This window comes from Martinezella sp. CNPSo 3732 (assembly GCF_057784515.1).
On sequence record NZ_JBXSOO010000001.1, the window covers coordinates 690,120 to 716,937 of the forward strand.

Sequence of the window (26,818 nt, forward strand, 5' to 3'; positions counted from 1 at the left end):
CGCACCGGCATCGTTTACACGGGGATTTACCGTTGCGTACTCGCGCGCCCGCGGCGAACATGACTTCATGGCAGCAGCTTATGTGGAGGCTGCTCGGATGAAGGCTTGGATTGCAATCATATGTGTTCTTTCGGCGGGGGCTGCGGCTGCTCAGGAGCATACCGATGTCAACGAGGCCAACAATCCTCTGACACCGAAGATTACGATCAACTTGCAGGACTACTATATACCGAGCTTTGCCGATACGCCCGGCGATCCGAAAGCAAACCAATTCCTGCTGCGAGGACTAGTGCCGTCGGATCTCGGCGGGCTTCCGCAATTGTTCAGGTTCACGCTGCCCGTTGCGACGTCTCCCGATACACCGAGCGGCTATGTCACTGGCCTTGGCGATCTCACCTTGATGGATATCTTCGTCCTACCGAAAAAGGGCGAGATAACCTTTGGCGGCGGCCCGCTCGTCGTATTGCCGACGGCAACCGATAGGCAACTCGGCAACGGCAAATGGCAGGCAGGCGCAGCCGGCATCGTGGTCGCCCCACAGGACTGGGGACTGCTGGCCGGACTGGTAACCTATCAAGCCTCATTTGCAGGCAAGGAGGATCGTGAGGACGTCAATCTCATGACCTTCCAGCCGATCGTGAATTTTAATCTGAAAGACGGCTGGTACCTGCGTTCTTCGGCGACCTGGAATTTCAATCTGGAAAACGGCAGCAGCTATATCCCGGTCGGCTTCGGCGCCGGCAAGGTCATCCCACTTCAAAACGGCACGACGGTGAACGCTTTCATCGAGCCGCAATATACCGTTTGGAACGATGGCCCGGGGGCGCCGCGCTGGCAGATTTTCGCGGGCCTGAATTTCCAGTTCCCGATCAGAAAGCCATCGCAATGAGCTGGCTGCCGGTCCGGGCATTCCTCGATGTCGGTGCCAATATGGAAGCTGCGGCGGGGCCGGCCCAGCAACAGAAGATCGATGATCTCCTCAAGCTCCTTCAAGACCCGGATATTCGTCGCTGGCTGACGACACAGCCGGCACCGGCCTCCTCTCCTCAATCTACCGCGGTGCCGCACGCCGGAGGCCTGGCGAGTTGGGAGGCCTCCACCCGCGCCCATATCAACGAGATCATCTCCGCCATTCCCTCGGTACCGTCGGAACTTCTCTCTGCCTCCCTACGGGTACGCCAGGATGCGGTCGCACATGGCTTCGCACCCGTTTTCCTGATCTTCGCCGGCCTTGTCGCACTGGGCCTCGCCGCCGAATGGCTGTACAGGAAAGCCCGTTCGTCAGACGAAGGGCTCCCGGCGCGGCTTGCCCCTATCTGCGTGTTCGCGCTGGGCATTGCCATCGTCTTTTTCGCCGTTGAGTGGCCACCCCTCGCTCGCCTCGTCCTTCTTGCCTATCTGACGGGCTTCGTCGTCTTTCGCTTCTGCTCGGCTCTGATCGGCATTGCGGTCTCTCAATCCTCGCTTCGTCTGCGAGGCCGCATTCTTGTCGCGGTGCTATCGTTCGCCGTCGCCAGTGCTGCTTTGGCACGTCCGCTCGGCGTTGCTGAGCCCGTCGCCGATGCGACCTCGATCTGCTTCTCGATCATCGCATTGGCGGTAGCGACCGAGGCCATCTGGACGTCATGGCAGCGCTCGATAAATTCAAAGGCGGCCTTGACGCTCCTGCTTGCTGTGGTGTGGTGCCTGTGGGCATTCGGCCTCAAAACCCTGTTCTGGCTTGGCCTCTATATCGTAGCGCTGCCTGTGCTTTTGTCGGGCATTGGCCGTGCCGTCGAAAGCATGGTCCGCAGCGACGCCTCGGAAGTGAGGCGCGTACTTATCGTTCGCGGCGCCCGGGCGCTCGTCATCGCGGCAGCTGCGGGCTGGCTTGCCATTGTCTGGCAATTGAACCCGGAAGGGCTGGGCCACGGCAATCCCGCCGTCACCGCGATCTTTTACGGGCTCCTGAAAAGCGTCCTGATCCTCCTCCTTGCCGATCTGGTTTGGCAGCTCGCGAAGAACTGGATCGATCGCAAGCTGGCCGCGTCGTCGAATACATCGGCCCTTGCCCCGGCCGATGCGGCCCGCCAGGCGCGTTTCCGCACCCTACTGCCAATCCTGCGCAACGCGCTTGCCGTGGCGGTCATTGTGATGGCGGGTCTGATCATTCTCTCCGAATTCGGCGTGCAGATCGGCCCCTTGATCGCCGGTGCCGGAATATTCGGCGTCGCCCTCGGTTTCGGCTCGCAAACGCTGGTCAAGGATATCATCAGCGGCGTCTTCTACATGTTCGATGATGCCTTCCGGGTCGGCGAATATATCCAGGCGAAAAACTACAAGGGCACGGTCGAAGGGTTCAGCCTGCGCTCCGTACGGTTGCGCCATCATCGAGGTCCGGTCTTCACCGTCCCGTTTGGCGAGCTCGGCGCCGTCGAAAACATGAGCCGCGACTGGGTGATCGACAAATTCCGTGTGTCCGTCGGTTTCGATACGGATGTCGAGAAAGCCCGCAAGCTTACCAAGCAGATCGGCGCGGATCTAAAGCAGGATCCGGAGTTGGGACCCCTGTTCATCGAGCCACTGAAGCTGAAGGGCGTCGAGGAGTTCAGCGACTACGGCATGGTGCTGAGCTTCGGGATGATGACCGTGCCCGGAATGCAGACCTATATCCGTCGCAAGGCCTACCTGAAAATCCGGGAAGCCTTCAAGGAGAACGGGATCGAATTTGCGCAGCCGACAGTGAACGTCGGCGGCGATGATAGAGGCAGCAGTGCTGCCGGCCACGCTTCGTTGCTCGCGCAGAAGGCCAAGGCATCGGTGGCGGAGGCGGAGGGCAACACTTGAGCCATGACGACGACGATAGCAGGATCCGCATCATGCATGGAGGCCCCTTTTACCGGCTGGCCTCGCGGATGGGGATGCGCAAGCGCGGCTGGAGAGCCTTTGTGCTTGCGACATTGACGGCGGTCGTACCGCTCCTGATGTTGCTTTCGACCGGTGGCGCCTACCTTGCAGGCGTATTCCTGCAGGATTGGGGAGCCTGGGCGAAATTCCTGATCGCGCCCGTGCTGCTGACATTGGCGGAAAAGCCGATCGCCTCCACGATCGACGAATGCACCAACCTGCTGTTTCGGGTGCCGTTGATCGCAACCGTGTCGAATACGGACGCGACGAGAGCCATCGAAGACGCGAGAACGCGCTCGACATCCGGTATCGCAGAGGCGGCGAGCCTGTTGGTCGCCCTGGCGGCCTCGAGCGCAAATGCTTGCAATTTCCTCAGCGGTGGCGCGCCACCATGGGCAACGTCGCAGAGTTCGCTTACCGTCGCCGGCATATGGTGTCTGCTGGTCAGCAACACGATCTACTGGTTTCTTCTCAGCAGGCTCATCTGGAAACATCTCGTCTGGGCGAGCTTTCTTGCCGATGTCGCGGAGTGCCATCTACGGCTGGTGGTCACACATCCCGACGGTCACGCAGGTCTGGGCTTTCTGGGCCTCTATCCAACCGGCTATAGCCTCTTCACCCTGGCTGTCAGCTGTGTGGCCGCTGCATCAATCGGTCACGTCGTGCAACACGAAAGCATGACCGCAACCTTCTTCACCATGATCTGCGCAGGCTGGCTCACGGTGGTGACGCTTTACTATGCGCTTCCGCTCGTCGGGCTTGCCATCCGAATCACACAGCTGAAGAAGAAAGCAATCCTTGCAGCGATGATCAGGGCGACGAACTATGAACGCTGGAACGAGCGAGCAATTCTGGGCGCCAACATGTGCAACGACGAGAAAGACGAGCAATTCATCGAAGTTCATGACGCCAGGCCGATTTGGGTGGCGTCGACGCAAATGTCGAGCTTTCTCATCAATCGTGGCAACCTTTGGCCGCTTCTCTTGCCTGCTCTTTTGCCACTGGCTGCAACAGGCGCTTCTTTCCTGCCGTATTCGCAACTTGGTTCGATGGTGAAGCGGCTATTGCTTCTTTGAGAGAAGGACTTATCCGATGTGGTTTCCCATCGTCGTTCGCGTACCCTTCGCAATTGCCGGTGTCATCTCCGGGTGGTTCTTCGCGAAAAGTACCCTGCGATATGACATGGTCCAGCTGGCGATCTCGCTCCTGATGCTGGCTGCATCCATCGCCTGCGTGATCTATGCGCCGAGAATCCTCAAAGGCCTGCGTTCCCGAAAAGACAGAAGCTGATAAAGGCGTCATCCGACTTCATGTCGCTGCAACTTTCCGTGGCTGTCTCTCGTACGGTCTTGGAGAGTGGTATCGAAAGGAAGCGGGACATGTATGACGCAAAATGGCACCCCCCCGTTGCGATCGATCTGCCGCGCCCATACGGGCGCCAGACCATCACTACAGTTCGAGAAGCTGCCGATTGCCTGATGGACATCTGGCCCGAGCCGGATCACAGTCCTGAGCGTGACGAAGCTCTTCGCATCTGCCTTGAAGTCTTCGAAGGCAATGCCGGTCTCGGCGATGCGAGAGACGCTTTCCTGACCGCAGCAAGATCAGCGGGACTTTCAACATCATAATGTGATGGCAACCGCGCAACCACGCATGCGTTTACGTCTGTGTTTACCGTTGCGTACTTCCTTGACGTAACACCGAACGCCTAGCCTTACCTTGTCCCGATCCATGCGGGAGAAAGGAAGGCAATGCGATGCTTCATTTGAAACGGTCGCGCCTCGCGCTCGCGACGATAGCACTGCTCATTGCTGCAAGCGGCATGAGCGCGCAGGAGCAGCATGCAAAGGAGCCGCGAATCGAGCCGGAATCCATCGAGGCCCTCAAGAAGATGGGCGAGCACCTGCAAGCGCTGCAGACTTTCAGCCTGAAGGCGACAACGACGGCGGACGTGATCCTCGACACCGACCAGAAGCTCGAAATTGGTGGCACAGCGACCTATGAGGTCAAAAGACCCGACCACCTGCGCATCGATCTCGCAACCGACGTCGTTCACGGCGAACTCGTCTACGACGGCAAGACGCTTATCTACGCGTCGCCTGACAAGAACGTCTACGCTCAGGTACCAGCGCCGGCCACCATCAAGGACACGCTGGAACACGCCGCCCAGAAATATCATCTCACATTCCCGCTGGCGGATCTTTTCTCCTGGGGAACGCCCGACGCGCCGATCAACCTGATCCGCGAAGGCTTCTTCGTCGGGCACGCCAATATCAATGGCAAGGAAACCAATCACTGGGCGTATCGGGGGCCGGATCAGGACGCGGAAATCTGGATCGCCACGGAAGGCGCCCCCCTTCCCCTGAAAGTTTCCCTTGTCGACCGCGAAGATCTTACCCGGCCGAGGATCACCTCGATTCTCGAATGGACGGAAAACGCGACGATCCCGGACGATACGTTCGCCTACAAGCCGGCCGAAGGCGCTCAAAAAATCAAGTTCCTCGGCGAGGAGGACAAGAAATGAAAAAGCCCGGTATCTTTCTATCCGCACTTCTGGTCACGGCTCTTGTTGCGCCTTATATCGCCGAAGCGAGGGGCGGCTTTGGCGGCCGGATGCCCCGCATGAATTTTGGCGGCGGCGGTTTTCATGGCGGCTTTCATCCCGGCGGCGGGGGCTTTCGCGGCTTCAACGCGCCTGCGCATTTCCAGCCGCGCTTCCACCCAGCGGTGGCGCCCCATCCCGCTCATGGGCCAAGGCCACACCCGGCACCTCATCCGACCCCACATCCCGCTCCACACCCGAATCCGTCCGGGCTGCACCCTCACCCGCCGACGCCAACACCCCATCCGAACCCGCATCCGGGGCCTCATCCCTATCCCGGCCCAGGCCCGATTCCTCCTGGGCCGCACCCCGGACCATATGGGCCGGTTCCTCCGCCGGCTGGACCCTATTGGCCCGGATATTGGGGGCCAGTACCCGCTGCCGTATGGGGAGCAGCAACGGCTATCGCCGTTGGTACTGTGATTGCTACGCTCCCCCCCGCCTGCACAGCGGTCGTGATCAAGGGCGTCTCCTATCAGGACTGCGGCGGAAATTGGTTCGAACCACAATATAACGGTCACGCCGTCGTCTACGTCGCGGTCAAGGACCCGAGATAGAGCACACACGAAGCCGCCCGGAGCGGCCGACTGACACAAAGGATACTTACTTCCTTTACGTCAATGCCGACGGCAAGGGGTCACGATGTCGAAGGCCCCCGTTTCGTGACGGGGGCCTTCGGCAATCTTTTGATAATGAGGCTTTTGACAATCAGGTGGTGCGCTCCGCCGCGCGCGGACGCCACTTGATCAGACGAGCCTCGACCAAATCCAGGACGAGATCGATCAGCAGGACGAACACTGCCAGGATGAAGATCCCCGCGAAAACGCCGACGGCATCAAAGTTACCTTCAGCCTGCGCGATGAGGTATCCCAGACCAGCCGAGGCGCCCAGATATTCACCGATGATGGCGCCTACGACCGCAAAACCCACAGATGTTCGAAGCGAGGAAAGAATCCAGCTCGCCGCAGCCGGGAAATAGACGTGGCGCAACAGTTCGGACTTCTTCGCGCCGAGAATACGGGCATTCGACAGCACCACGGGATTGACTTCACGTACGCCCTGCATCGCGTTGAAAAAGGTTACGAAGAACACGAGCGTGACGGCGAGAGCCACCTTGGACCACAGGCCCAGGCCGAGCCACAGGACAAAGATAGGGGCAAGGACCACACGCGGAATGGCGTTCAGGCCTTTGATGAACGGATCGAGGATTCGGGCAGCCGAGCGTGACAGTCCGAGCCATACGCCTGCAGCGACGCCAAGAGCCGTGCCGATAACGTAGCCGAGCACCGTTTCCGTCAGGGTGATGGTCACATGCTTGAAGAAGCCTGGATCGGTGACCCATGTGAATACCTGTTTCAGAATATCGACAGGCGAGGGAAAGAAGAAGACATCGACCACCCCCAGGTTCACGCCGAGCTCCCAACCACCGACGATGACCAGCAGCAATGCCAGTTGGGTAAGTCTCTCAGTCATGGCGTTCATAGCTTTTCTCCACTTCACCGCGCAGGGAAGCCCAGATATTGCGATAGAGGTCAGTAAAACGGGGATCGAGCTTGATCTCCGCGACATCGCGAGGCCGTTCCAGATCGACCGGGAAGCTGTCGATGACGCGCGACCGAGGACCCGAGGCCAGAACCACAACACGATCCCCCAGAGCAATCGCTTCCTCAAGATCATGGGTAATCAGAACCACGGCCCGCTGCTCTTCCTGCCATAGCCGAAGCAGCTCATTCTGCATCAAATGCCGGGTGTGAATGTCGAGCGCGGAGAAAGGTTCATCCATGAGGATCACCTTCGGCCCCGTTATCAGCGCCTGCGCCATTTGCACACGCTTACGCTGGCCGCCGGAAAGCTGATGGGGATAACGATCCTCGAAGCCTTTGAGCCCGACCTTCGCCAGCCATTTGAGAGCTCGCTCCCGGCGCTCGCCAGCGCCGACGCGTTGGAACATCGGCCCCAGCTCCACATTTTCGATCGCGGTCTTCCATGGAAGCAGAGCATCCTGCTGGAACAGATAGCCGATATTATTCTGGATGCCGGAGACCACGCTGCCATCGATGGAAACCGAGCCTTTTGCCGGCTTCAAAAGACCTGCGATCGCATTCAGGATCGTACTTTTGCCACAGCCCGTCGGCCCCACGATAGCGACGAATTCGCCATCGGCCACCGTCAGATTTACATCCTGGACCGCGACGAAGGAGCCAAAGGCCATGGTGACATTTTCGATTGCCACCATCGCTTTGGGCGCCGCCGCTGCATGCGGTGTCTGTGCTGCCGGCTTCAAGGCTGTCACGGACATCTAAACCTCCCTCAGTTCGATGCCGTCGCCGGCACCTTAGCTACGAATTCGTTGGTATAGGTCTTGGAAAGGTCGATCTTGGCAGCCTTGACCTTGTCGTTGAACGACGTCAGGACATCGAGCGGCGTCTTGATATCTTTTTCGTCAAGCAGCCCGTCCGTGGAAAAGATCTGCCGCGCGTTTTCAACTGCCTTGATATACGTCTCCTTGTCGCCCGAAATGAATTCCGGCGGGAGCTTTTCGACGATCTCTGCAGCGCTGTGCGTCTTCATCCATTGAAGCGCCTTTACCGTTGCGGTGGTGACCTTCTGAATGATCTCCGGATTTTTGGCGATGTAGTCCTGCGTGGCGTAAAGCACCGATGTCGGATAGATGCCGCCATAGATTTCCTTGGCGCCATCGTCGTTGCGGGCATCGATCAGGATCTTTCCCACACCCTTCTCGACAACGAACGTCGCCGCGGGATCATAATTGACGAGCAGGTCGATCTTGCCCTGCTGAAGCGCTGCCACTGCCGCAGCGCCCGATCCGACGCCGATGATCGAAACGTCGTTCGCGGAAAGCTTATGCCGCTGAAGATAGTAGCGAATGAAGAAGTCCGAAGACGATCCCGGAGCGGTGATCCCGATCTTGGCGCCCTTAATCGTCTCCGGATTTTTCGGATCGAATTTCGCGTCTTTGCCGCCGGCCAGCACCAGCCCGGAATTGCGCCCGAGCTCCACGAAGGCGACAACATGCTTGTTCTGCGACTGCATCTGAATCGTATGGTCGTAAAAGCCGACAGCGACATCCGTCGAGCCGGCAACCAGCGCCTGCAGGGTTTTCGATCCGCCCGACGCGAAGTTTTCGACGGTGACCTCCAGGCCCTCTTTCTCATAAAGACCCAGACCCTGCGCGACCGGGAAAGGCAGGTTGTTGAGGTTGTAGGAACCAACACTAATGCGGACAGGTTCCGCGAAAGCCGTTCCGGACAGCGCGACCGCCGCAGCGAGTGCGAGAATAAGTTTTTTCATTCGATCTCCTCCATTTTGGCACCCTCCCGGCACCATAGGTTGATTGATTATGCTGCACAAACCAGCGTTTTGGCGGGCTTTGCAAAGACATGGCCCTCGAACAGCCTGCGTGCCGTGCGAAGAATCCCGGCGACGAGCTTCCCATCCCGCAACTGCAACTTCACGTCCAGATGGCCGCTCGGATGTTCAATGGAAAGCACGACGGGCGGTGTTTGAACGCCGATAAGGCGGGATGCCACGGTGTTTTCGCTCACGCACGCCGTTGCAATCCCGACAGCGCCTGTCGTCGCCAGTGACGGATGGCATTCATTCGGCATGAAATACCGTACGTTCAATGCGCCGCCATATCTGGCGGGGGAGATGAGAACCGGTTTCGGGGTGACTTGGCTGCGAACGTCACCCATCCCCATTTTCTCGCCGGCAAGAACGCGAAGATCTTCCAACCGCTCGATCAACGAATGATTGCCGTTCAGTTCCGTGGTACTCTCGTATCCGGTCACGCCAAGCGAGGCTGCCTCGATCAGGAGCATCGGCATCGCGCAATCGATACAGGTCACATCGATGCCGGCGATCGTCTCTATCGATTTGCCGCTCGGGAAAAGCTGGCCGGTTCGGGCACCTGCCGCATCCTTGAACGTGAGCGCGATCGGAGCGGCCTGGCCGGGTACGCCGTCGATTTTCGCGTCACCGAGATAGGCTACCGCACCATTCGGTGTCGGAACCTCGGCTTCGATCATCTTGCCGGTGTTGACGTTGAAGATTTTGACGAGGGTGGTCTCTCCGGCGACCGGCACAAGCCCCGCCTCTATCGCGAACGGCCCGACAGCCGCCAGCATGTTCCCGCAATTGGGTGAGGTATCGACGATCTGCCTGTCGACGCGAACCTGCGCGAACAGATAATCCACATCCGCCCCAGACACCGTTCCCGGGCCGCAGATGGCAACTTTGCTGGTGACCGGATTTCCCCCTCCGATACCATCGATCTGAAGCGGATGCCCGGAGCCCATCACCGACAAAAGCACTTGATCGCGCTCGGCCGGGTCCTGCGGCAGATCCGACGCCAGAAAGAACGGGCCTTTCGAGGTGCCGCCCCGCATCAGGACGCACGGTATGGAGAGCAAATCATTCATGCGTTTTTCTCGCCGTATAATGTGATTAGCGTATCAATCCGCCTTGTTATTGCTATTATGGAATTAATGATTGATATGTGAAATGCTAAAATCGAGGATATTGATACCGAATGAACATCAATTGCGAAATCCTTGACCTTAGAGCCTTCCTTGCCGTGGTCGAACTGCAGGGCTTTCATCGCGCTGCCGATCAGCTGAATATGTCGCAACCGGCGCTCAGCCGGCGCATCCAAAAGCTGGAGCAGGCGATCGGTGCGCCGCTGCTGGAAAGGACGACGCGCCATGTCGCGCCTACGGCTCTTGGAACCGAGCTGGTGCCCCTGGTGCAGCGTATGCTCGAAGAATTCGACGGTTCGCTGTTTTCGATGCGGGAACTAGGCGCCAAGCGCGGAGGCCTGGTGACGATTGCATGCCTGCCGACGGCAGCCTTTTATTTCCTGCCGTCCGTCATTCGCCAGTTCAACCAGGAATATCCGAATATTCGGCTTCGGATTCTCGATCTGACCGCGACTGACGCACTGCAGGCCGTGGCACGCGGCGAGGTCGAGTTCGGAATCAACATCATGGGAAGTTCCGACAGCGATCTTGTTTTCGAGAGGCTGGCCGAGGATCCGTTTGTCCTGGCAGCCAAGCGCGACCATCCGCTAGCGGACAAGAAAGAGGTCCGATGGCAGGATCTGGAACCCTACCCGCTGATCACGGTTCATCGCTCCAGCGCGAACAGGACGTTGCTTGACGCGGCTCTGGCCAGATCGAACATCAAGCTCAACTGGTTTTACGAAGTCACCCACCTTTCCACATCGCTTGGTCTTGTGGAGGCGGGGCTCGGGATTTCCGTGCTGCCGAAAATGGCGACCCCGCAGGGGGAACACCCGTTCCTGATCACACGCCCGATCCGAAATCCCGAAATTTCCCGTACGATCGGTGTCGTCCGCCGTCGGGGAGGAACACTGTCGCCCGCTGCCGAACATTTCATGCGCATGCTGATCGGCGCGTGGACGCAGAACTAATCGCTGCCGGATTGTTCAAAACCAGGGACCACCACGGGCCGGTCCCGCAGAAAACGGCCACCCTACCCACGGGATCAGGCAGCCGTTTACGCCTTAAGAACTGGCGTCGATATCAGGCCGCCTGAGCCGATGCGAGCTGCAGCGCTATCCGTGCAACGCGCTCGCCGTAGGTGCGGGCGGTTTCGAGATCGCCGACCGACATTTCGCTCGGGGCTGCATCGGCGTCGGACTGCGCCATGGGCGCGATGTACGATCCCAGCCTGTTGGCATCGTCGCGCTTCGATGCCTTTACGTTCGCCGGCTTCATACCCAGGCTCACCCAAAGACCGCCATGCTGTCCCGCCAGAAGAACGAAATATTCGAGGGTATTGAGCTTGTCACCGTTCAGGCTGGCGCTGTTGGTGAAGCCTCCGAAGACCTTGTCCCGCCATTTGTTGGCAAACCAGGCCTTCGAGGACGTGTCGGCAAACTTCTTAAACTGCCAGCTCGGACCGCCCATATAGGTCGGCGATCCGAAGATGATGGCGTCGGCAGCATCCAATGCAGCCCACGCCTCATCTGAAAGGTTGCCGTCGGCGTCAATGGCGTAAAGTGTGCCGCCTGCACCCTCCGCGACGGCTTCCGCCATCCGCTGAGTGTGACCATAGCCGGAATGATAGACGACGGCTGTATTGGCCTTGCGATGTAACATGATGATCTGGCCTCCTTGGGGCCGTGGCTGTGCGCAGTCCGGAGACGATTTCGCTCCGTACGGTGCCTTCTTTCAGAAGAGGTTGATGGGGGGCGGATGATGCCCGAGGCCTGGCGATGGATAGTTTTAGCCAGCCAGTTACGCGGACGTTCTCAGGGTGATGAACTCATTTGCTGCGAGATGCTCAAGCATGACCGCTGACACCGGCCAGCATCAGCAACAGCAGGAACAGCATTGGCGGCGGGAGCTCGCGATAATTCCGGATACGAACAACAGCGACGATCGCTGCGAGCATGATGCAGGTGCCCAAGGCGACGCCGATATATCGGCTGCCGGCTGTAACCAGCAGCACCGCGGTTAGGAGTTCGAGGGCACCCGTGACCCAGCACCACCAGAATGGAAATCCAAGCTGCACGAAGCCCGCGCGGATTTTTGAATGGCCGCTCATATTGATCGTGGCCCCGACGAGAAACGCGGCTGCAGACAGCCAAACCAGGACGGTATTGAGCACCGTTGTGCCCGTGAAAATTTGAACTGGAAGATTCATCGCTATTCTCTTCTCTGGCGAGCCCCGTTGAACGAGCTCTTATAGCGTCATCATATATTCTAGCATTGCTAGTTTGTCAATCGGCGTTCTTTTTGATAGCCTCAGCATCAGAGAAATCGCGCGAATGAAGACGGGAGCCAAGGTGGGTATCAGCGAACGCAAGACCCGGGAAAGGGAAGAGCGAGGCCGCAGGATCGTTGTCGCTGCGAGGACGATCGCGGAACGGGATGGCTGGGCTTCGGTCACGATCCGGCGTCTCGCCGACGAGATAGAATACAGCCAGCCGGTTCTCTATTCGCATTTCCAAAATCGCGATGAAATCGTCGGAGCAGTCGCGCTCGAAGGATTCGGCGAGCTGGCCGTGATACTCCGTGCCGCGATCCGGCCGTCGTCCACGCCCGGGGAGGCAGTGGAAAGTGTCGCGACCGCCTATCTCGATTTCGCCTTTGCCCGACCGGCGATGTACGAGGCGATGTTTATCCTTCCCACCGGTCTGCGCTTCGCCAGATCCGATACGCCACCGCAGCTCCGTGCGGGCTTCGGAGCGATGGCAACGGTGATCGCGCCCTTCGCCCAGGATGTGGATACCGCCACGGAGACTTTCTGGGCGGCGCTCCACGGATTGGCGGAGCTTGAGCGTCACGGAAGAATAAGGCCCGCGTTCCGTTCCCACCGGATCACACTCATCATGCAGATGGTGTCGGGCCAGCTCCAACGATAAATGTTGCGAATGATGGGAGGCCGCAGCAGGGGAGCAGGAGTTGTACGAAGGGCCTCAATCTTCGGAATTTGTTCACTGCCGATAGGGGCACGATTTACTGAAATTCCAGGGCTTTGCCTTCGGCGTATCTATATCTAAATCGAAGATGGATAGCTGGTCATTCCTGCGATCGCCGCGGTCGGAACAACGTTGCTACGGCAATAGCCGTGGCAATGACGCCGCCCGCCGCGCAGAGCCAAAAGGCGAGACGAACACCGCTCGCCAGATCGCCGGCAGATACCTTGCCTCCTGCGAAACCGGCATAGGCATTGGCAAAACCAACGAGGACAGCAAGGCCAACGGCGTTGCCGATGTTCATCGTGGTCGACGCCATTCCTGATGCAACGCCCTGTTCGCGATCGGGAACTCCGGAACCGGCGATGATCCACATTGCCGTCCACACCACGCCCTGACCGATCCCCGAGACGAGCAGGCCCGGAACGATGGCTGCATAGCTGCTTTCGGGCCACGCCCCGGCCACCATGATGACTGTACCCGCCGCCCCTACCAGCATTCCCGCAATCAATGCCGATCGCGCCGAAAAGCGCGACGCATAACGCTCGCCGATTTGCGTGCCGCCAGCAATGGCAAGCGAGGGAACGAGGAAGGCAAGACCCGTCTGCGAGGCTGTGAAGTGATGGATATCCTGAAATAGCACGGTCAGAAAATACGGCAGGGCTCCAAACGTGCCCATGTAGAGAAAAGTGATGGCCATGCTCGTCACAAGCATGCGGTTGCCAAACAATCTCAGAGGCATCAATGGATCGTGACTTTGCGATTCGATGATCATGAACGCCAGCAGTAGAAGCGCCGATAGACCGAAGGCCCAGAGAATTGGTGCGGCATTCCAGCCGAACACCGGCCCCTGGACGAGCGCGAACACCAGCAGCGTGGCGCCTCCGGTAACCGTCAGCGCTCCCGACAAGTCGAAGGAGCGGCCATGAGACACATGAGGATCTCGCGGGATGACGAAAAAGGCTGCAACGATTGCAATCAAGGCGAGGACGACATTGACGAAAAATACCGACGGCCAGCCAAAAGGGCTTGTTAGAAAACCGCCGGCAAGCGATCCGATCGTAAGACCGCTGGCACCCGCCCCTCCCCAGACTGCCAAAGCCCGGTTGCGCGCTGCCCCTTCCGCAAACAGCCGGTTGACGAGCGAGAGCGTGGCGGGAAAGAGAAAAGCGCCGCCGATGCCTTGGACGGCTCGGGCTGCGATGATGACTGCGGGCTCCCAGGCCAATCCCCCCACCAATGAGGATATCGCATAGAGCCCGAGCGCCGTGATGAACAATCGGCATTGGCCGATAAGGTCCGCCGCACGCCCGCCGAAGAGCAGAAAGCCGCCGCAGAAGACCGTGTAGGCGCTGACAACCCATTGCAGCGTCTGGCCGGAAAAGTTGAGGCCCTCGCCGATTTTGGGCAGAGCGACGAAGACGATGTTGATATCGAGCGAGATGATCAACTGTGCAAATGCGAGGAGCGCCAGCGCAGCCGCCCGGTTGAAATTCGCCGCGCCTGCTCCGGCTGATGGTCTTTCTGCAATATGGTCCACTTATCCCTCCGTCAATTCTTTGTCGATCGACAAATAATGTAAAGCTTGCATAGCCGAGTCAAGGCTATTATTTGTTGAATGACAAAGATTGAGGCTAAGCATGGCAGGACGGCCGCGGGAATTTGATCGTGATAAGGCGTTGGCCAAAGCCCGCGACCTCTTCTGGGAGCGAGGCTACGAAGGCGTCTCGATGGCCGACCTCGTCGACGCCATGGGCATCGCGTCGGCGCGCATCTATGCCGCTTTCGAATCGAAAGAGGCGCTGTTCCAGGAAGCGGTCATGCTGTACGCCTCCGGCGAGGGCGGATTTGCCACCCGTGCTTTGGTTGAGGAACCGAATATTCTCGATGCCTTCGAGCGGCTCCTGCGGGATGCGGTCCTGCTCTATACGCGTCCAAATCACCCACACGGCTGCATGATCGTGATGGCGGCTACGAACTATACGGTCAATAACCAGGCCGTCCGCACGCGGCTCGGCAGATACCGGCGGGACCGCGCTGCGTCCCTACACGAGCGTCTCAAGGAGGCGTCGGAAACCGGCGAATTGAAACCTGATGCCGACCCTCGCGCACTGGCGGAATTCTACGCCGCTTTTCTTCACGGCCTATCGGTGCAGGCCGCCGACGGCGTGCCAAGGGACATCCTGCTGTCTACATTGTCTCACGCGCTATTGCCGTTGACGGGCGCGTTATCGGCGAAGGCTGGCAATCTCTGAAACGATTGCCGCCGGCGTGACATATTCTCGATAGTGAGAGCTTCAATCGACAGGGAGCGAATTGGCTTCAGCCCCGCTGCCCTTGCGGAACTGGCTCGGTGGAGCCCCGATAATACGCTTGAAGGCACGGCTGAACGATGCTTCGGCGTCGTAGCCCAATCTCTGTGCGACTACGGACACACGCATCCCGCCACGCAGCCATTGAATAGCTTGATACATGCGTACCCTCGCCACGTAGCGCGCCGGCGTTTCACCCACGACTTTCAGGAATCGCTCCGCAAAGCCTGAACGTGAGATGCCCATGAGGTTCGCCAGTGCCGCCAAGCTCCAGTCACGGTCCGGCTCGAGGTGAATTGCAACCAGCACCCGGCCGATCTCGGGGTTGCGCACCGCGGCGATCCAGCCGGTGGTATCGCCGCAGCCATGTTCGACCCAGGTCCTGATCAATGTTGCAGTGAGCACATCCGCAAGCCTTGCCAGTATGCCTCCCGCGCCGACCCGATCCATCTGCACTTCACGCGTCATGGCATCGAGCAAATGCGGAATGGCCGGCTCGTTCTTGGCCAGATCGCTGGTGAGCATGGTGTCCGGCATCAACCGCAGCAGCGGATGGAGATTGTCGATATTGAAGCGCATCGCCGCGGTCAAAGCCACCGTTCCCCCACACGCATCCTGGCACTGGAGATCAAAGACATCCCGGCAGACTTCCTTGCGGTCAAATTGCTCGAAAGGAACCGGTGGAATGCCTGGCTCGCTTGCAATCATATGCGCGTTGCCACGCGGCAGAAGCGCAGCATCGCCGGGACCCAACGGAAGCCAATCGCCTGACGGCGCCTGAAGCCATGCGGAGCCGGACGAAATGAAATGCAATCTCGCAGACGACTGCGGCGCAAAATAGGTCGCCCACGGCTCCGAGAGCCGACAGCGCCCATATTCAACACCATCAAGCCGCAAGCCCCTCAGCATCTCGCTCAGAGCATCATGAGTCTCGCCGGCATTATCTTTGGACGAATAGTCAAGCATCTCGGATTTCCTAGCATGGAAAGTACAGACTGTCACCACTACCTTTTGCTCGATGGCATCAACAGCACGCCAAGACATCTTAATATAGGACCGCCCGCCATGGCAGACAGCGATTTCAAGCCAATTTCATCTCCTCACAATCAGCCGGCGGCGGAGGCATCCAGCAGACCCAGATGGGATGCCGTAGTCGCCCTGGCTCTCGGTGTCTTCGGTCTCGTTACGGCGGAATTTCTGCCGGCCAGCCTGCTCACCCCAATATCTTCCGATCTTGGTCTCTCTGCCGGAGAGACAGGCCAAACGGTGACTGTAACAGCTGTTGTCGCTGCATTTGCAGGCCCGGGTATCGTCATAGCCACTCGAAGCTTCGACCGACGCCGTGTGCTCTTTAGCCTGACCGCTCTTCTGATTCTTTCCTGCGTTCTGGCGGCAACCGCCAACAATTTGATTTCGCTCCTCGCATCACGAGTTCTGCTTGGTGTCGGGCTCGGCGGTTTCTGGGCAATGGCCGGCGCGCTTGCAATGCGGCTGGTCCCGATTGAACATCTTCCCCGGGCGATGGCGATGATCTTTACCGGCGTCTCCCTCGCCACCGTCACGGCAGCCCCGCTCGGCTCCTATGTAGGATCGACCCTTGGATGGAGGGCTTCCTTTATCCTCGCGGGAGCTGTCGGCGTGCTTGCATTTATTGCCCAGGCTGTCACCGTGCCGTCACTGCCCCCGGCAGGTCACGCGGGCTTGTCAACGCTCGGCGCCGTTCTGACGCGGCCCAAGATCCGGGTCGGTCTGATCACGACACTTCTGATCGTCGCAGGCCATTTTGCCGGCTTTACTTATATTCGCCCGTATCTGGAAGGTATCGCCCATCTTAAGGTGGAGATGGTATCGCTGGTGCTCCTCGCTTACGGCGTCAGTGGTTTCTTCGGTAATATTGTCGGTGGCATGATCGCGGAGCGCAGCGCTGCTGTTGGCACCGTCTTCTCATCGAGCCTGATCGCCGTTGCCGCCGCTATCTTCGTAACCGTAGGCACCTCCGAGCTCGCAGCGATTGTCGGAGTTGCTATTTGGGGTTTCGCCTTCGGCGCCTTCCCCGTCTCCATCCAGAGCTACATCACGCGTGCCGCTCCCGACGAAGCTGAAAGCGCAGGAGCATTGCTTCTGACCGCTTTCCAGGTCGCTATTTCGAGCGGAGCGGTCCTGGGCGGCGTCTTGATCGATCTACAGGGGCCGCTGGGCGTCATGTCGTTCCTTGGAGTCGCATGCCTTGCTGGAACGATCGTGATGGCAGCACGAGGCGGCAAGCAGACCGCACTCGCTCAAAGCTGACGGGCAAGGTCACTGCGTCTGCTCCGATAATCGAGGGTCGCTTTCGAGCTGCAGATACGGCAACGATCGGAAGCGGCCCCGCTTGCCACGGCGCGGAGCAATCGAAGCGCTCGTTCGCGCTGCAGCGATCGAGATAGCTCCAGTCTGGGTCAACGTCCTTTCGCCCGGCGGTATCGGCGCTCAGCCAGACAGACACCGGGCCATGCTCCCCCTTTATGGTTCGGCAATACGCCGTCATTCCATATAGGCCGCAAGCTCCTCAGGCGCTCCCCGAGGAAAAGCTTCCTTAAGGTAGTCCAGAAATGCTGACACGCGGGCGCTGAGAAGCCGCCGCGTCGGGTATAGCGCCCAAAGGGCGGTCTGAAATCCTTCCACCTCACCCCAACTCACCAGCCTGCCAGTGGCCAGATCCGGAATAGCGAGCGAAAGGGGTAGACGCGCCGCGCCCACCCCGGCGCGGACGGCATCGCGAACCATGATGAAGGAGGAGACGCTCAGAACCGGCCTTGCCACAAGGCGGAATTTTTCCCCTGAAGTCGTGACCTCCCACGATTCGGCCTGGTTCATCGCTCCACGGGTGACGGCGGGAACAGCATTGCGGCCTGCTGGACGCGGCAGGTCGGGACTTGCCACGACAACAAGACGATCATGCAGGAAGACGCGGCCGACAAGACTTTCATCTGGCTCCGGATTCACGCGTATGACCACATCATAGGCTTCCTCGATCATGTCGACGGCCCGGTCTTCCGTCGTGATCTCAAGCTGAACTTCGGGATATTTCCGGACAAATCCTGCTGCAAGCTTCCCCAACGCCGTCTGCGAGAACAGCAAGGGTGCACTGATCCTCAACCGGCCGCGGGGGCTATGTCCGCCTGAAGCGATCGCCTTCGCCGTTTCGTCAAGTTCTGTCAGCAGCGTGCCCGTTCGCTCGAAGAGTGCACGCCCCTCCTCCGTCAGCTTCAGCGTCCGGGCGCCGCGCTCGAACAGGCGCAGGTCGAGACTTGCCTCCAACTCAGCTACCCGCCGTGACAAGGTTGCCTTCGGACGACCTGTTGCCCGAGCGGCCTTGCCGAACCCGCCATGGCGGGCGACCAGATTGAAATCGGCAAGAGCGAGCAGATCCATGTGTTTCACCAGTGAGACAGTGGGTCCAAATAGAGCGTCTATCGGGATCAATGTGGATCATTAAATTGATGACTGTCAACTGAACACCCCAACCGGAGTAACCACAATGACCATTCTCGTTACAGGCGCCACCGGCCGTGTCGGCCATCACGTCGTCGATCAACTCGTCAAACGCGGCGCAAAGGTTCGCGTGCTGACCCGCGATCCCTCGAAGGCCGATGTCCCGGCTGGCGTCGAAGTCGCTCAGGGCGACCTGCTCGACATTGATGCCCTGCGCGGCGCCTTCCATGGCGTCAGCACGTTGTTCCTGCTGAATGCCGTTACCGGCGACGAATTCGCCCAGGCGATCATCACGCTCAATATCGCCCGCGAGGCAGGCGTCGAACGGGTCGTCTATCTCTCCGTGTTCGAAGCCGACCGTGCGGTGAACGTGCCGCACTTCGCCGTCAAGTTCGGCGCCGAGCGCATGCTCGTACAGATGGGTTTCAGCGCCACTATCCTGCGCCCGACCTACTTCATCGACAATGAGCTGATGATCAAGGATGTGATCCTCAATCACGGCGTCTACCCGATGCCGATCGGCAGCAAGGGTGTTGCCATGGTGGACGCCCGCGACATCGCCGAGGTTGCCGCCATCGAACTGATCCGCCGCGACCAGGCTCACGGCAAGCTGCCGATCGAAACGATCAACCTCGTCGGCCCCGACACGCTGACGGGCGCGGACGTTGCGAAGATCTGGTCGGACCTGCTTGGTCGGCCAGTTGTCTACGGCGGCGACGATCCGAGCGGGTTCGAGCAGAGCATGGCGAGCTTCATGCCGAAGTGGACCGCCTATGAGATGCGCCTGATGGCGGAACGCTACGTCAGCGATGGCATGATCCCCGAGACCGGCGACATCGAACGGCTGACCGCGATTTTGGGTCGTCCACTGCACAACTATCGCGACTTTGCGGTTGCGCTGACGACCGCCGCCTGAGATGCCGTTGTTGGAAGAAATCCGCAAGCCGTTCGCAGGTTAGGATCATTCTTCCCCAGAAGCAGGCAGGTCCGGGCAGGTCGGCTCGGACTTGGATCTAGGGCTCGGCTTCGTGGTGCCGGCCATTCGGGTCTTTGTCCATTAAGCGCTGCTGACGCCTATCTCATTTCGTCGGCAGAGTCCGGACGGTTAGTTTATTTCCATCCGGATCGCGAAGATATGCGACGAACGACCCGTTCGGACGCTCTGCAGGCGGGCTCTCGATTGCCATGCCACCTTGCGCGATACCGGCGGCATGCCACGCCAGAACATGGCCGGAGCTCGCGGCGACGATACCGATCGTCCCACCGTTGGCCGCAGTCGCCGGCTTGCCGTCGATCGGTTTCGTGATCATCAGCCGCCCTCCCTCGTGGGCGTAGATCAGCCTGCCTCTCGCATCCATCTCGCCGGGCTTGCCTCCTAATGCAGCGAAGGTGGCGTCATAGAAACTTCTGGCGCGCTCCAAGTCGTTGCTGCCGATCATTATGTGCGTGAACATGCGTCATCTCCTGTTGGGGCTTTTGTAACTAAATTCCCTGGCGTTTATCGGTCAAAGTTCCTTAAATATTTTGCTGGCGATGCGCCAAGCGCTTTCTTGAACATTGTGATGAATGCAGACACGGACTCATATCCGAGATCGCCCGAAACCTGCTGAACCGTTGCCCCTGCTGCAAGGCTGCGGATTGCGATGATCAACTGCAATTGCTGTCGCCAACGCCCGAAGGTAAGCCCCGTCTCCTGTTGAACAAGACGAGCAAGCGAGTTTTCGCTCATCGCCACTCGCGCCGCCCATTGTTCGATCGTGCTCCGATCCGATGGATCATCGACCAATGCCGATGCGATGCGTCCCAGTCGCGGTTCGGCCGTCAGTGGCAGATGAAGATGCTCTACCGGCATCCGCGACAAAGCCGATAGAAGCAATGTTGTGATGAGTTCAGCATCCGCCGTCGCTACGTCGGAATGATCAGCCATCTCGATGATAAGCTCCCTGACGAGAGGAGACAGCGAAAGCGTGCAGCACCGCTCCGGCAGATCGGCGGCACCCGGCTCAATGAACAGAAAGAACAAACGTGCATTGGCGGTCGCTACATTGCTATGGGGAATGCCCCCCGGAACCCACACACCACAGTGGGGTGGAACCATCCACATCCCGTTCGGAACACGACATGTCACGCCCCCGTGCAAGGGCATGACGAGCTGCCCTTTGCGATGACGATGTTCGGGGGCTTCGCGCTCGTTTTGCGAGACATCGATCCTCACGGCGTTCAATCGCGCCGTTGACTTGTCGAGATCATCATCGTCCCGTGCCCCGGCAAGAGACATTGGGGTCTGGTGGAATTTCGCTATCATTTGAGAGAATGTCTAAATTCATCGAGGAACTTTGTCGATAGATTTCGATCAGACACGAAGTTAGGAGATGATGATGGCAGTCCAGCTGCATGATCCTACCGCGGCCATACCTTCGCGGGCTGAAAGCTCATCGCCGCCGCCGAAGACGCGGTTGGTTGGAAGATTTATTCGTACCACGCTGAAGCAGGCCGGCTCGTTCGCCTCAAGGTTCTGTGCCTTGCTGACGCCTCCGGCGACGGACTTGCCAACGATTTCATGTGGCGATCCTGCCGAAGCTTATCTTCATGCCTGCATTGCATCGCCATTCTTCTGCTACGTTTCGCCTACGATCTACGGTCTTACCATCTCCGGTCATGGACGAAATATCACGCAAAGAAGCACCGACCCAGGAGATGATCTGTGAACGGTCGATCGGTTGTTACCACCGGGAACGTGATCTTTTCATTGAAGACATTCCTGGCGGCCATGCTGGCCTACTTTATCGCAATAAGGTTCGACCTGCCGCGACCGTTCTGGGCAGTGGCGACCGTCTACATCGTCGCGCATCCACTTTCCGGGGCGATATCGTCGAAGTCGCTCTATCGACTGGGAGGAACCCTCCTAGGCGGTGCTGCGACGCTTGTCATGGTTCCGAACCTTGTTAACGAGCCTATCCTGCTTTCAGCAGCGATCATTGCATGGGTGTCGGCTTGTACTTTCATGAGTCTTCTCGATCGCACGCCTCGTAGCTATGTTCCCCTGCTGGCAGGATACACAGTGCTCCTCGCAGGATTGCCATTGGTCACGGCCCCGATAAACACGTTCGACACTGTGGCGTCCCGAATTGAGGAAATCGCTCTTGCGATTACCTGTGCCTCGATCATCAGCCACGCTGTTTTTCCGGCTCACGTTGGTGTGGTGCTCATCAACCGGATCGATGGTTGGATGGCAAGGGCGCAGAAGCTCCTCGCAGCGACGGCAACCGACGGGACAGATGAAAACCACAGGAGGATCGAACGGCAGGGACTGGCGGCGGATGCGGCGGACTTGCGGTCTTTCACGGTCCACCTTCAATATGACGGATCCAGATATCGGCGTGCAGTTTCGCTGGTAAGATCGCTGCAGCGTCGAATGGTGTCGCTCCTTCCATTGCTGGGCGAATTGGAGGATTTGCGACGACCACTGATCAAGCTTCACACTCCGAAATCAAAGCAGGCGCTGTCTTTGATTGCAAGGATTGGCTCTCGTTCCGCCGATACCATGGAGAGCTCTAGGGCTAAGATCGACGCGCTTACCTCTTCCGGCGTGCCTTCTTCATGGGAACAGCTTGTTCTTATCAACGTTTCCCGCAGTCTGCGCGATATTCTTCGAATTTCTGACGAGTGCCGTTCTCTTCGGGAATCCATAAAAGAAGAGAATGCGCCAAGAGCAGCCCGCCGCCGCTTCGCTGCTCCCGATAAGATGCAGGGTCAGCATCGCGACGTGGGCATGGCCTTGCTATCGGCGCTGGCAGTCGCGATCTGCCTCGCAACGTCGACCTTCTTCTGGATTGCGAGCGGCTGGTCCGACGGAATGACATTTGCCCAGATTTCGGGTGTGCTTTGTTGTCTCCTTGCGGCAATGGACGATCCGGTCCCAGCCATGCGCAAGTTCGTCGAGGTGACGATCGGGTCGGTCATCGCAGCGTTCGTCTACGGCTTCGCGATCCTACCGATGATCGACGGTTTTGTGCCGCTCGTCGCTGCGCTCGGGCTGTTCCTGATCCCTGCAGGGATATGCCTCGCCGTGCCTTCGCTCGCGATCATCGGCATGGGGCTGTGCATAAACTTTCCTCTTCTTCTCACCCTCCAGGCACACCAGACCAGCGACTTCGTGACGTTTGCAAACACGGCGATCGCGACCATTCTTGCGATGGTGTGGACGATCGTGGTCTGCGGCATCTTCCGATCCGTAAGCGCGGAGACAAATGCCGGAAGGCTTTCTTCCGTAACCCGGAAGCATGTCGCAGGAATCGCGGCCGGCAGACATTCCGACGCTCATGTCACGCATGATCGCGTCATCGATATTGCAGGCCTCTTTGCCTCCAGAGCGGCAAGACTTCCGCCAACATCGGAGACGTCAAATGCCGACCTCATACGATATCTGAGGGTCGGACTTCATATGACGGCGATGCGAGAGCTCGCTGATGAAGCATCGATACCTATCCGCTTCAAGACGGAAGCAGTCTTGTCGGCGCTGGCGGTGGTATATGACCTGGTGCCTGCCGACCGTGACGAGGCCTTGAAAAATGCCCTATCGAGGCTGGACGATCTCATCCTTTCCGCTCCGCGCGTGATCGCGGTGGATGCGGAAAGGGAACTTGTTGTGCGTGCAGCCGCTCTTCGCATCTGCGTCGCCCGGGACGCTGATCCTCCGGTTTTGCCAACACCTTCTACTAGGACGGCCGTCGCGTGACCGGACAATACGATCTCTACGGCGTCTTTCTTCCATCGTTCTCGGCGCTCGCTTTGCTCGCATACGGCATGTTTCGCATTCTCACAGCGGTTCTCGCCAAGATCGGTTTTTACCGCGTGGTGTGGCATCCCTCTCTATTCAATCTCGCATTCTACATCACTCTCCTCGGCGGACTTTCCGCCGCTATCAACTGGTTTCAAGGATGAAGAACCTCGTTTTCACGTCGGGCCGAGCCCTATTGACCCTTTCCATGGTCGGCTGCGCAGCAGTTTTAAGCTGGCACTTATGGTCCTTCTATATGGAAGCGCCGTGGACACGGGACGCCCACGTCCGTGCGGATATCGTTCGACTGGCACCAGACGTCTCGGGTCCCGTCACGCAGGTTCTCGTGTCCGACAACGCCCAGGTGGAGAAAGGAACGCCGCTGTTTCGCATCGAAGCAGACCGTTTCGAACTTGCGCTGCGCGAGGCAGAGGCCCAAGTGCAGAGCGCCAAGGCTGCGGCGGAGCTGGCACGGATCGAATTCGAACGATATCAACTGCTCGCATCGAAAGAAGCAGCCAGCCTGAAGGAGCGGCAGCATGCAGAAAGCCAGATGCATCAGGCCGAAGCAGCATACCAGTCGGCGCTTGCAGCTCGAGATCTGGCGGAATTGAACCTCAAGCGGACCATCGTGAAGGCCCCAGCATCCGGGACAGTCACGAACTTTTCCCTCCGCAGCGGGAACTATGTCTCTGCGGCAAACGCGGTTGGTGTGCTGGTGGAAAGAGAATCCATCTACGTCGCGGGATATTTTGAAGAGACAAAGCTTCCCCGTATCCACGTCGGAGATCGAGTCAAGATCGATATCATGGGCGAGCCGGAAACAATAACCGGTCATGTCGCGAGCATCGCCGCCGGCATAGAGGATCGGGAGCGAAGTGATTCTGCCGGCTCTTTTGCGAGCGTGGCACCGACTTTCGCCTGGGTCCGCCTGGCTCAGAGAGTTCCGGTGCGGATCGAGATAGATGATACCCCGGACGCAGTCCGGCTTATTGCCGGCCGGACTGCGACGGTTTCTGTTGAACCGAAGGGCAACTAAGATATGAGCAAATCCCATGCTCTGAAACGCATGGATCAGTGCGCTCGCGTTCTTGCGTCTTCGTCGCTCAAGTTCCTGTTAAGCCGCTGCAATCGGTGGCAGCGAGATCTATTCAGCCGCCACCACATGCCTGCTCTTCAGCACTGCGATCGAAAGGAGGAGCACGATGGCCGAGCAGATAGCGATGACGACCACCATCGGTCTCGCCGTACCGTCCATAAACATGCTGCTGATGCCAACCACCAGCGCCGATGTCATGAACTGGACCGTCCCCATCATCGCCGAGGCTGTGCCAGCGATGCGGCCATGGTGTTCAAGCGCCAGCACCGCCGCATTCGGCACGATCATTCCAAGGAAAGCGTAGCCTGCAAACAGGAAGGCCGCCATGATGTCGAGGCGATCGGCTCCACCGGCCATCAGGACAGCCAGCGCCAACATCGCCAGCGCATAACCGGAAACTGCACCGCGAATCACCTTGCGCAAACCAATCCGGCGGGCAAGCCAGCCGTTCATCTGCGACATGCCGATGAAGCCGACAGCATTCACCGAAAAGACCACGCTGTAAAAGCTTGGAGAGAGCCCGTAATGGCCGATGAGTACGAAGGAAGAGTTGGCGACATAGATCATGTAGCTTGACATGCCGAAGGAGGCCATCAGCACCAGGCCGAGATAGTACGGGTCCCTGAGGAGTGTTCCATAGGCCTTCAATGCCCCGCCGAGGCTACTTTCACTGCGTGCCGCAACCGGACGGGTCTCCTCGAGGAAAAAACGGCCCGCGACGAAGCCGACAACGCCAGCAAAGACCATGACCCAAAAGATCAGTCGCCAGTTCCCGAACATTGTCACGATGCTGCCCGCAAGCGGCGCCAGGATGGGTGAGATACTGAAAACCAGCATAAGCCGCGACATCAGTTGCGCGGCGGCGGCTCCTGTATGCAGGTCGCGCACGATGGCGCGGGCAATCACGACACCTGCACAGGCGCCAGTGCCCTGAATGAAACGGAAGGCGACCAGCCAGCCAATATCGGTGGAAAGCGCGCAACCGATCGCGCCGAGGATATAGAGCACCAGACCGACATACAGAGGCCGCTTGCGGCCAAACATATCCGACAACGGACCATAGATGATCTGCGACACGGCCATGGCGGCGAAAAAGGAGATCAAGCTTGCTTGAACTGCATGGCTGTCAGCGTGGAGATCCAGACTGATCGTCGGCAACGCGGGTAAATACATGTCGAGGGCAAAGAGACCCACGGCTGAAAGGATGCCAAGGACGATGGCATGGTGGGAGCCGCCGGCTCCGAGGGATGAAACGGAATCCTTGCTCTGCACGGAAGAAACCTTTCCCGCACACCATTCCCCGGACGAAACAAAGTCTCATACAAAAAGCATGTGACGGGGATTGAGTGGGCGATTATAGATGGGACAGCGGAAAGACGGAGATGGTTCCAACGCATGGTCCGTCATTCCTGTAAAATATTTTGGACAGTATTGTCCAATTGGTCAAGTCCTATATGGTGGTGTCATGAAAACTTCGCCCGCAGCGGTTTCTTCCGAGACAGAGAATCCGCCCGCCACCAGCAAACGTCAGGCAATCCTCAACGCGGCCGCAGACGTTTTTGCCGAGGAGGGGTTTGCGGCGGCGAGCATCGACGCCATCGCGGCAAGAGCCGGCGTGTCCCGTCAGACGGTGTATAATCAACTCGGCGACAAGGATAATCTGTTCAAGGTTGTGGTTGCGGAGATCACCGAGAAGTCGAGCGCCGGCTTCTTTCGGGTGTTGGACACATTTCCCGTTGCGCCTATCGATCTCGAAAAGGAACTGACCGAATTTTCAGCGCTGCTCCTGCGCAAGGCGGTCTGCGATCCGAATGGTCTCTGGCTACGCAAGCTCATCGAGACCGAGGGCGGCAGATTTCCCGAATTGTTTGAGACCTGGAAGGAATACGGACCGGGCAAGAAATACCCCGCCATCGCAGCTCGCCTGGCGCAGCTCGCGCTGGCCGGCCATCTCGACATAGAGGATCCGGCACTTGCCGCGCGTCAGTATATGGCGCTGCTTGCAACAGATCTACGGATCAACCAACAGATCGGCCGCGCGACGCCAGAGGAAGAAGTCGACCGTATGGCAAGAGAGGCAACGAAGACCTTTCTTCGTGCATTCGGCAAGCGCTAATGGCATCGGACTACAATTGTAATACGAGACACGACGCACCGACAGGCAAACTTCTCATCACTGCCGCGCGCTAGATATAACCAG

29 protein-coding genes are annotated in these 26,818 nt (G+C 58.8%); 16 read left to right on the top strand and 13 right to left on the bottom strand.

Features of this window, described 5'->3' with window-relative positions; all coding sequences use genetic code 11:
• The first annotated feature begins 97 nt into the window (after window positions 1-97).
• The 6 genes from AC13RM_RS03205 to AC13RM_RS03230 all read left to right on the top strand — a co-directional run bounded on the left by AC13RM_RS03205 (window position 98) and on the right by AC13RM_RS03230 (window position 5,410).
• Complete coding sequence (locus tag AC13RM_RS03205; RefSeq protein WP_488554558.1) at window positions 98-889, top strand: hypothetical protein; 792 nt, start codon at window positions 98-100, stop codon at window positions 887-889.
• Window positions 886-2,826, top strand: a complete 1,941-nt coding sequence (locus tag AC13RM_RS03210) for a mechanosensitive ion channel family protein (RefSeq protein ID WP_488554559.1) — start codon at window positions 886-888, stop codon at window positions 2,824-2,826. Before AC13RM_RS03205 ends, AC13RM_RS03210 begins: the two co-directional genes overlap by 4 nt.
• Window positions 2,823-3,962, top strand: coding sequence for a hypothetical protein (locus AC13RM_RS03215; protein WP_374817818.1), 1,140 nt, complete (start codon window positions 2,823-2,825; stop codon window positions 3,960-3,962). Before AC13RM_RS03210 ends, AC13RM_RS03215 begins: the two co-directional genes overlap by 4 nt.
• Before the next feature lie 16 nt (window positions 3,963-3,978).
• On the top strand, window positions 3,979-4,176 hold the full coding sequence (locus AC13RM_RS03220; RefSeq protein WP_113233098.1) for a hypothetical protein: 198 nt from the start codon (window positions 3,979-3,981) through the stop codon (window positions 4,174-4,176).
• An 89-nt stretch (window positions 4,177-4,265) separates the two neighbouring features.
• Complete coding sequence (locus AC13RM_RS03225; RefSeq protein WP_374817820.1) at window positions 4,266-4,514, top strand: DUF982 domain-containing protein; 249 nt, start codon at window positions 4,266-4,268, stop codon at window positions 4,512-4,514.
• 128 nt (window positions 4,515-4,642) lie between these two features.
• Complete coding sequence (locus AC13RM_RS03230) at window positions 4,643-5,410, top strand: DUF2092 domain-containing protein (RefSeq protein ID WP_285171110.1); 768 nt, start codon at window positions 4,643-4,645, stop codon at window positions 5,408-5,410.
• Window positions 5,411-5,427: 17 nt separating this feature from the next.
• Here the strand turns inward: AC13RM_RS03230 and AC13RM_RS03235 are convergent, their stop codons facing one another.
• The 5 genes from AC13RM_RS03235 to AC13RM_RS03255 all read right to left on the bottom strand — a co-directional run bounded on the left by AC13RM_RS03235 (window position 5,428) and on the right by AC13RM_RS03255 (window position 9,930).
• A complete protein-coding gene (locus AC13RM_RS03235; RefSeq protein ID WP_162738190.1) occupies window positions 5,428-5,634 on the bottom strand; it encodes a hypothetical protein in 207 nt (68 codons plus the stop codon).
• Between the two features lie 562 nt (window positions 5,635-6,196).
• On the bottom strand, window positions 6,197-6,970 hold the full coding sequence (locus tag AC13RM_RS03240; protein WP_374817823.1) for an ABC transporter permease: 774 nt from the start codon (window positions 6,968-6,970) through the stop codon (window positions 6,197-6,199).
• Window positions 6,954-7,787, bottom strand: a complete 834-nt coding sequence (locus AC13RM_RS03245; RefSeq protein WP_374817825.1) for an ABC transporter ATP-binding protein — start codon at window positions 7,785-7,787, stop codon at window positions 6,954-6,956. The genes AC13RM_RS03240 and AC13RM_RS03245 overlap by 17 nt, the downstream gene beginning before the upstream one ends.
• Window positions 7,788-7,798: 11 nt before the next feature.
• Window positions 7,799-8,800: an ABC transporter substrate-binding protein gene (locus AC13RM_RS03250; RefSeq protein WP_374817827.1), complete on the bottom strand. Its 1,002-nt coding sequence runs from the start codon at window positions 8,798-8,800 to the stop codon at window positions 7,799-7,801.
• A 47-nt stretch (window positions 8,801-8,847) separates the two neighbouring features.
• Window positions 8,848-9,930, bottom strand: a complete 1,083-nt coding sequence (locus AC13RM_RS03255; protein ID WP_374817829.1) for a 4-oxalomesaconate tautomerase — start codon at window positions 9,928-9,930, stop codon at window positions 8,848-8,850.
• A gap of 110 nt (window positions 9,931-10,040) precedes the next feature.
• Here AC13RM_RS03255 and AC13RM_RS03260 point away from each other — a divergent pair, with 110 nt between their 5' ends.
• Window positions 10,041-10,940: a LysR family transcriptional regulator gene (locus AC13RM_RS03260; RefSeq protein WP_374817831.1), complete on the top strand. Its 900-nt coding sequence runs from the start codon at window positions 10,041-10,043 to the stop codon at window positions 10,938-10,940.
• 112 nt (window positions 10,941-11,052) lie between these two features.
• Here AC13RM_RS03260 and AC13RM_RS03265 read toward each other — a convergent pair whose 3' ends face one another.
• The gene (locus tag AC13RM_RS03265) at window positions 11,053-11,631 is read right to left on the bottom strand and encodes a flavodoxin family protein (protein ID WP_374817833.1); all 579 of its coding nucleotides are present in this window, start codon (window positions 11,629-11,631) and stop codon (window positions 11,053-11,055) included.
• 184 nt (window positions 11,632-11,815) lie between these two features.
• A complete protein-coding gene (locus AC13RM_RS03270; RefSeq protein WP_374817835.1) occupies window positions 11,816-12,178 on the bottom strand; it encodes a DoxX family protein in 363 nt (120 codons plus the stop codon).
• A 142-nt stretch (window positions 12,179-12,320) separates the two neighbouring features.
• On the opposite strand from AC13RM_RS03270, the gene AC13RM_RS03275 reads away from it, so the two are divergent.
• Window positions 12,321-12,899 carry a TetR/AcrR family transcriptional regulator gene (locus AC13RM_RS03275; protein WP_374817965.1) on the top strand — a complete coding sequence of 193 codons (579 nt, stop codon included), beginning with the start codon at window positions 12,321-12,323 and terminating at the stop codon, window positions 12,897-12,899.
• A 157-nt stretch (window positions 12,900-13,056) separates the two neighbouring features.
• Here AC13RM_RS03275 and AC13RM_RS03280 read toward each other — a convergent pair whose 3' ends face one another.
• Window positions 13,057-14,493 carry an MFS transporter gene (locus tag AC13RM_RS03280; RefSeq protein WP_374817837.1) on the bottom strand — a complete coding sequence of 479 codons (1,437 nt, stop codon included), beginning with the start codon at window positions 14,491-14,493 and terminating at the stop codon, window positions 13,057-13,059.
• A gap of 100 nt (window positions 14,494-14,593) precedes the next feature.
• On the opposite strand from AC13RM_RS03280, the gene AC13RM_RS03285 reads away from it, so the two are divergent.
• Window positions 14,594-15,208, top strand: a complete 615-nt coding sequence (locus AC13RM_RS03285) for a TetR/AcrR family transcriptional regulator (RefSeq protein WP_488554560.1) — start codon at window positions 14,594-14,596, stop codon at window positions 15,206-15,208.
• A gap of 42 nt (window positions 15,209-15,250) precedes the next feature.
• On the opposite strand, the gene AC13RM_RS03290 is transcribed toward AC13RM_RS03285, so the two are convergent.
• On the bottom strand, window positions 15,251-16,231 hold the full coding sequence (locus AC13RM_RS03290; RefSeq protein WP_374817967.1) for an AraC family transcriptional regulator: 981 nt from the start codon (window positions 16,229-16,231) through the stop codon (window positions 15,251-15,253).
• A 99-nt stretch (window positions 16,232-16,330) separates the two neighbouring features.
• Between AC13RM_RS03290 and AC13RM_RS03295 the strand changes: the two genes are divergently transcribed.
• Window positions 16,331-17,554: an MFS transporter gene (locus AC13RM_RS03295; RefSeq protein ID WP_488554561.1), complete on the top strand. Its 1,224-nt coding sequence runs from the start codon at window positions 16,331-16,333 to the stop codon at window positions 17,552-17,554.
• Window positions 17,555-17,788: 234 nt separating this feature from the next.
• Here AC13RM_RS03295 and AC13RM_RS03300 read toward each other — a convergent pair whose 3' ends face one another.
• Window positions 17,789-18,679 (bottom strand): LysR family transcriptional regulator, encoded by an 891-nt coding sequence (locus tag AC13RM_RS03300; protein WP_285171099.1) that lies wholly within the window; start codon window positions 18,677-18,679, stop codon window positions 17,789-17,791.
• Window positions 18,680-18,785: 106 nt separating this feature from the next.
• Here AC13RM_RS03300 and AC13RM_RS03305 point away from each other — a divergent pair, with 106 nt between their 5' ends.
• Entirely contained in the window at window positions 18,786-19,655 is an 870-nt protein-coding gene (locus AC13RM_RS03305; protein WP_285171098.1) for an SDR family oxidoreductase, read from the top strand.
• Between the two features lie 163 nt (window positions 19,656-19,818).
• Here AC13RM_RS03305 and AC13RM_RS03310 read toward each other — a convergent pair whose 3' ends face one another.
• The gene (locus AC13RM_RS03310; protein WP_488554562.1) at window positions 19,819-20,193 is read right to left on the bottom strand and encodes a VOC family protein; all 375 of its coding nucleotides are present in this window, start codon (window positions 20,191-20,193) and stop codon (window positions 19,819-19,821) included.
• Between the two features lie 44 nt (window positions 20,194-20,237).
• Window positions 20,238-21,044 (bottom strand): AraC family transcriptional regulator, encoded by an 807-nt coding sequence (locus tag AC13RM_RS03315; RefSeq protein WP_162738193.1) that lies wholly within the window; start codon window positions 21,042-21,044, stop codon window positions 20,238-20,240.
• A gap of 73 nt (window positions 21,045-21,117) precedes the next feature.
• On the opposite strand from AC13RM_RS03315, the gene AC13RM_RS03320 reads away from it, so the two are divergent.
• Genes AC13RM_RS03320 through AC13RM_RS03335 form a run of 4 tightly spaced genes read left to right on the top strand, consistent with a single transcriptional unit; the run spans window position 21,118 to window position 24,558 of the window.
• Complete coding sequence (locus AC13RM_RS03320; protein ID WP_285171097.1) at window positions 21,118-21,447, top strand: hypothetical protein; 330 nt, start codon at window positions 21,118-21,120, stop codon at window positions 21,445-21,447.
• The gene (locus AC13RM_RS03325) at window positions 21,444-23,477 is read left to right on the top strand and encodes an FUSC family protein (protein WP_285171096.1); all 2,034 of its coding nucleotides are present in this window, start codon (window positions 21,444-21,446) and stop codon (window positions 23,475-23,477) included. Before AC13RM_RS03320 ends, AC13RM_RS03325 begins: the two co-directional genes overlap by 4 nt.
• Window positions 23,474-23,683: a DUF1656 domain-containing protein gene (locus AC13RM_RS03330; protein WP_113233117.1), complete on the top strand. Its 210-nt coding sequence runs from the start codon at window positions 23,474-23,476 to the stop codon at window positions 23,681-23,683. The genes AC13RM_RS03325 and AC13RM_RS03330 overlap by 4 nt, the downstream gene beginning before the upstream one ends.
• Window positions 23,680-24,558 carry an efflux RND transporter periplasmic adaptor subunit gene (locus AC13RM_RS03335; protein WP_285171095.1) on the top strand — a complete coding sequence of 293 codons (879 nt, stop codon included), beginning with the start codon at window positions 23,680-23,682 and terminating at the stop codon, window positions 24,556-24,558. The genes AC13RM_RS03330 and AC13RM_RS03335 overlap by 4 nt, the downstream gene beginning before the upstream one ends.
• A 108-nt stretch (window positions 24,559-24,666) precedes the next feature.
• On the opposite strand, the gene AC13RM_RS03340 is transcribed toward AC13RM_RS03335, so the two are convergent.
• Window positions 24,667-25,890, bottom strand: coding sequence for a multidrug effflux MFS transporter (locus AC13RM_RS03340; RefSeq protein ID WP_113233119.1), 1,224 nt, complete (start codon window positions 25,888-25,890; stop codon window positions 24,667-24,669).
• A 193-nt stretch (window positions 25,891-26,083) separates the two neighbouring features.
• On the opposite strand from AC13RM_RS03340, the gene AC13RM_RS03345 reads away from it, so the two are divergent.
• Window positions 26,084-26,734, top strand: a complete 651-nt coding sequence (locus AC13RM_RS03345) for a TetR/AcrR family transcriptional regulator (RefSeq protein WP_285171094.1) — start codon at window positions 26,084-26,086, stop codon at window positions 26,732-26,734.
• Window positions 26,735-26,818: the final 84 nt, after the last annotated feature.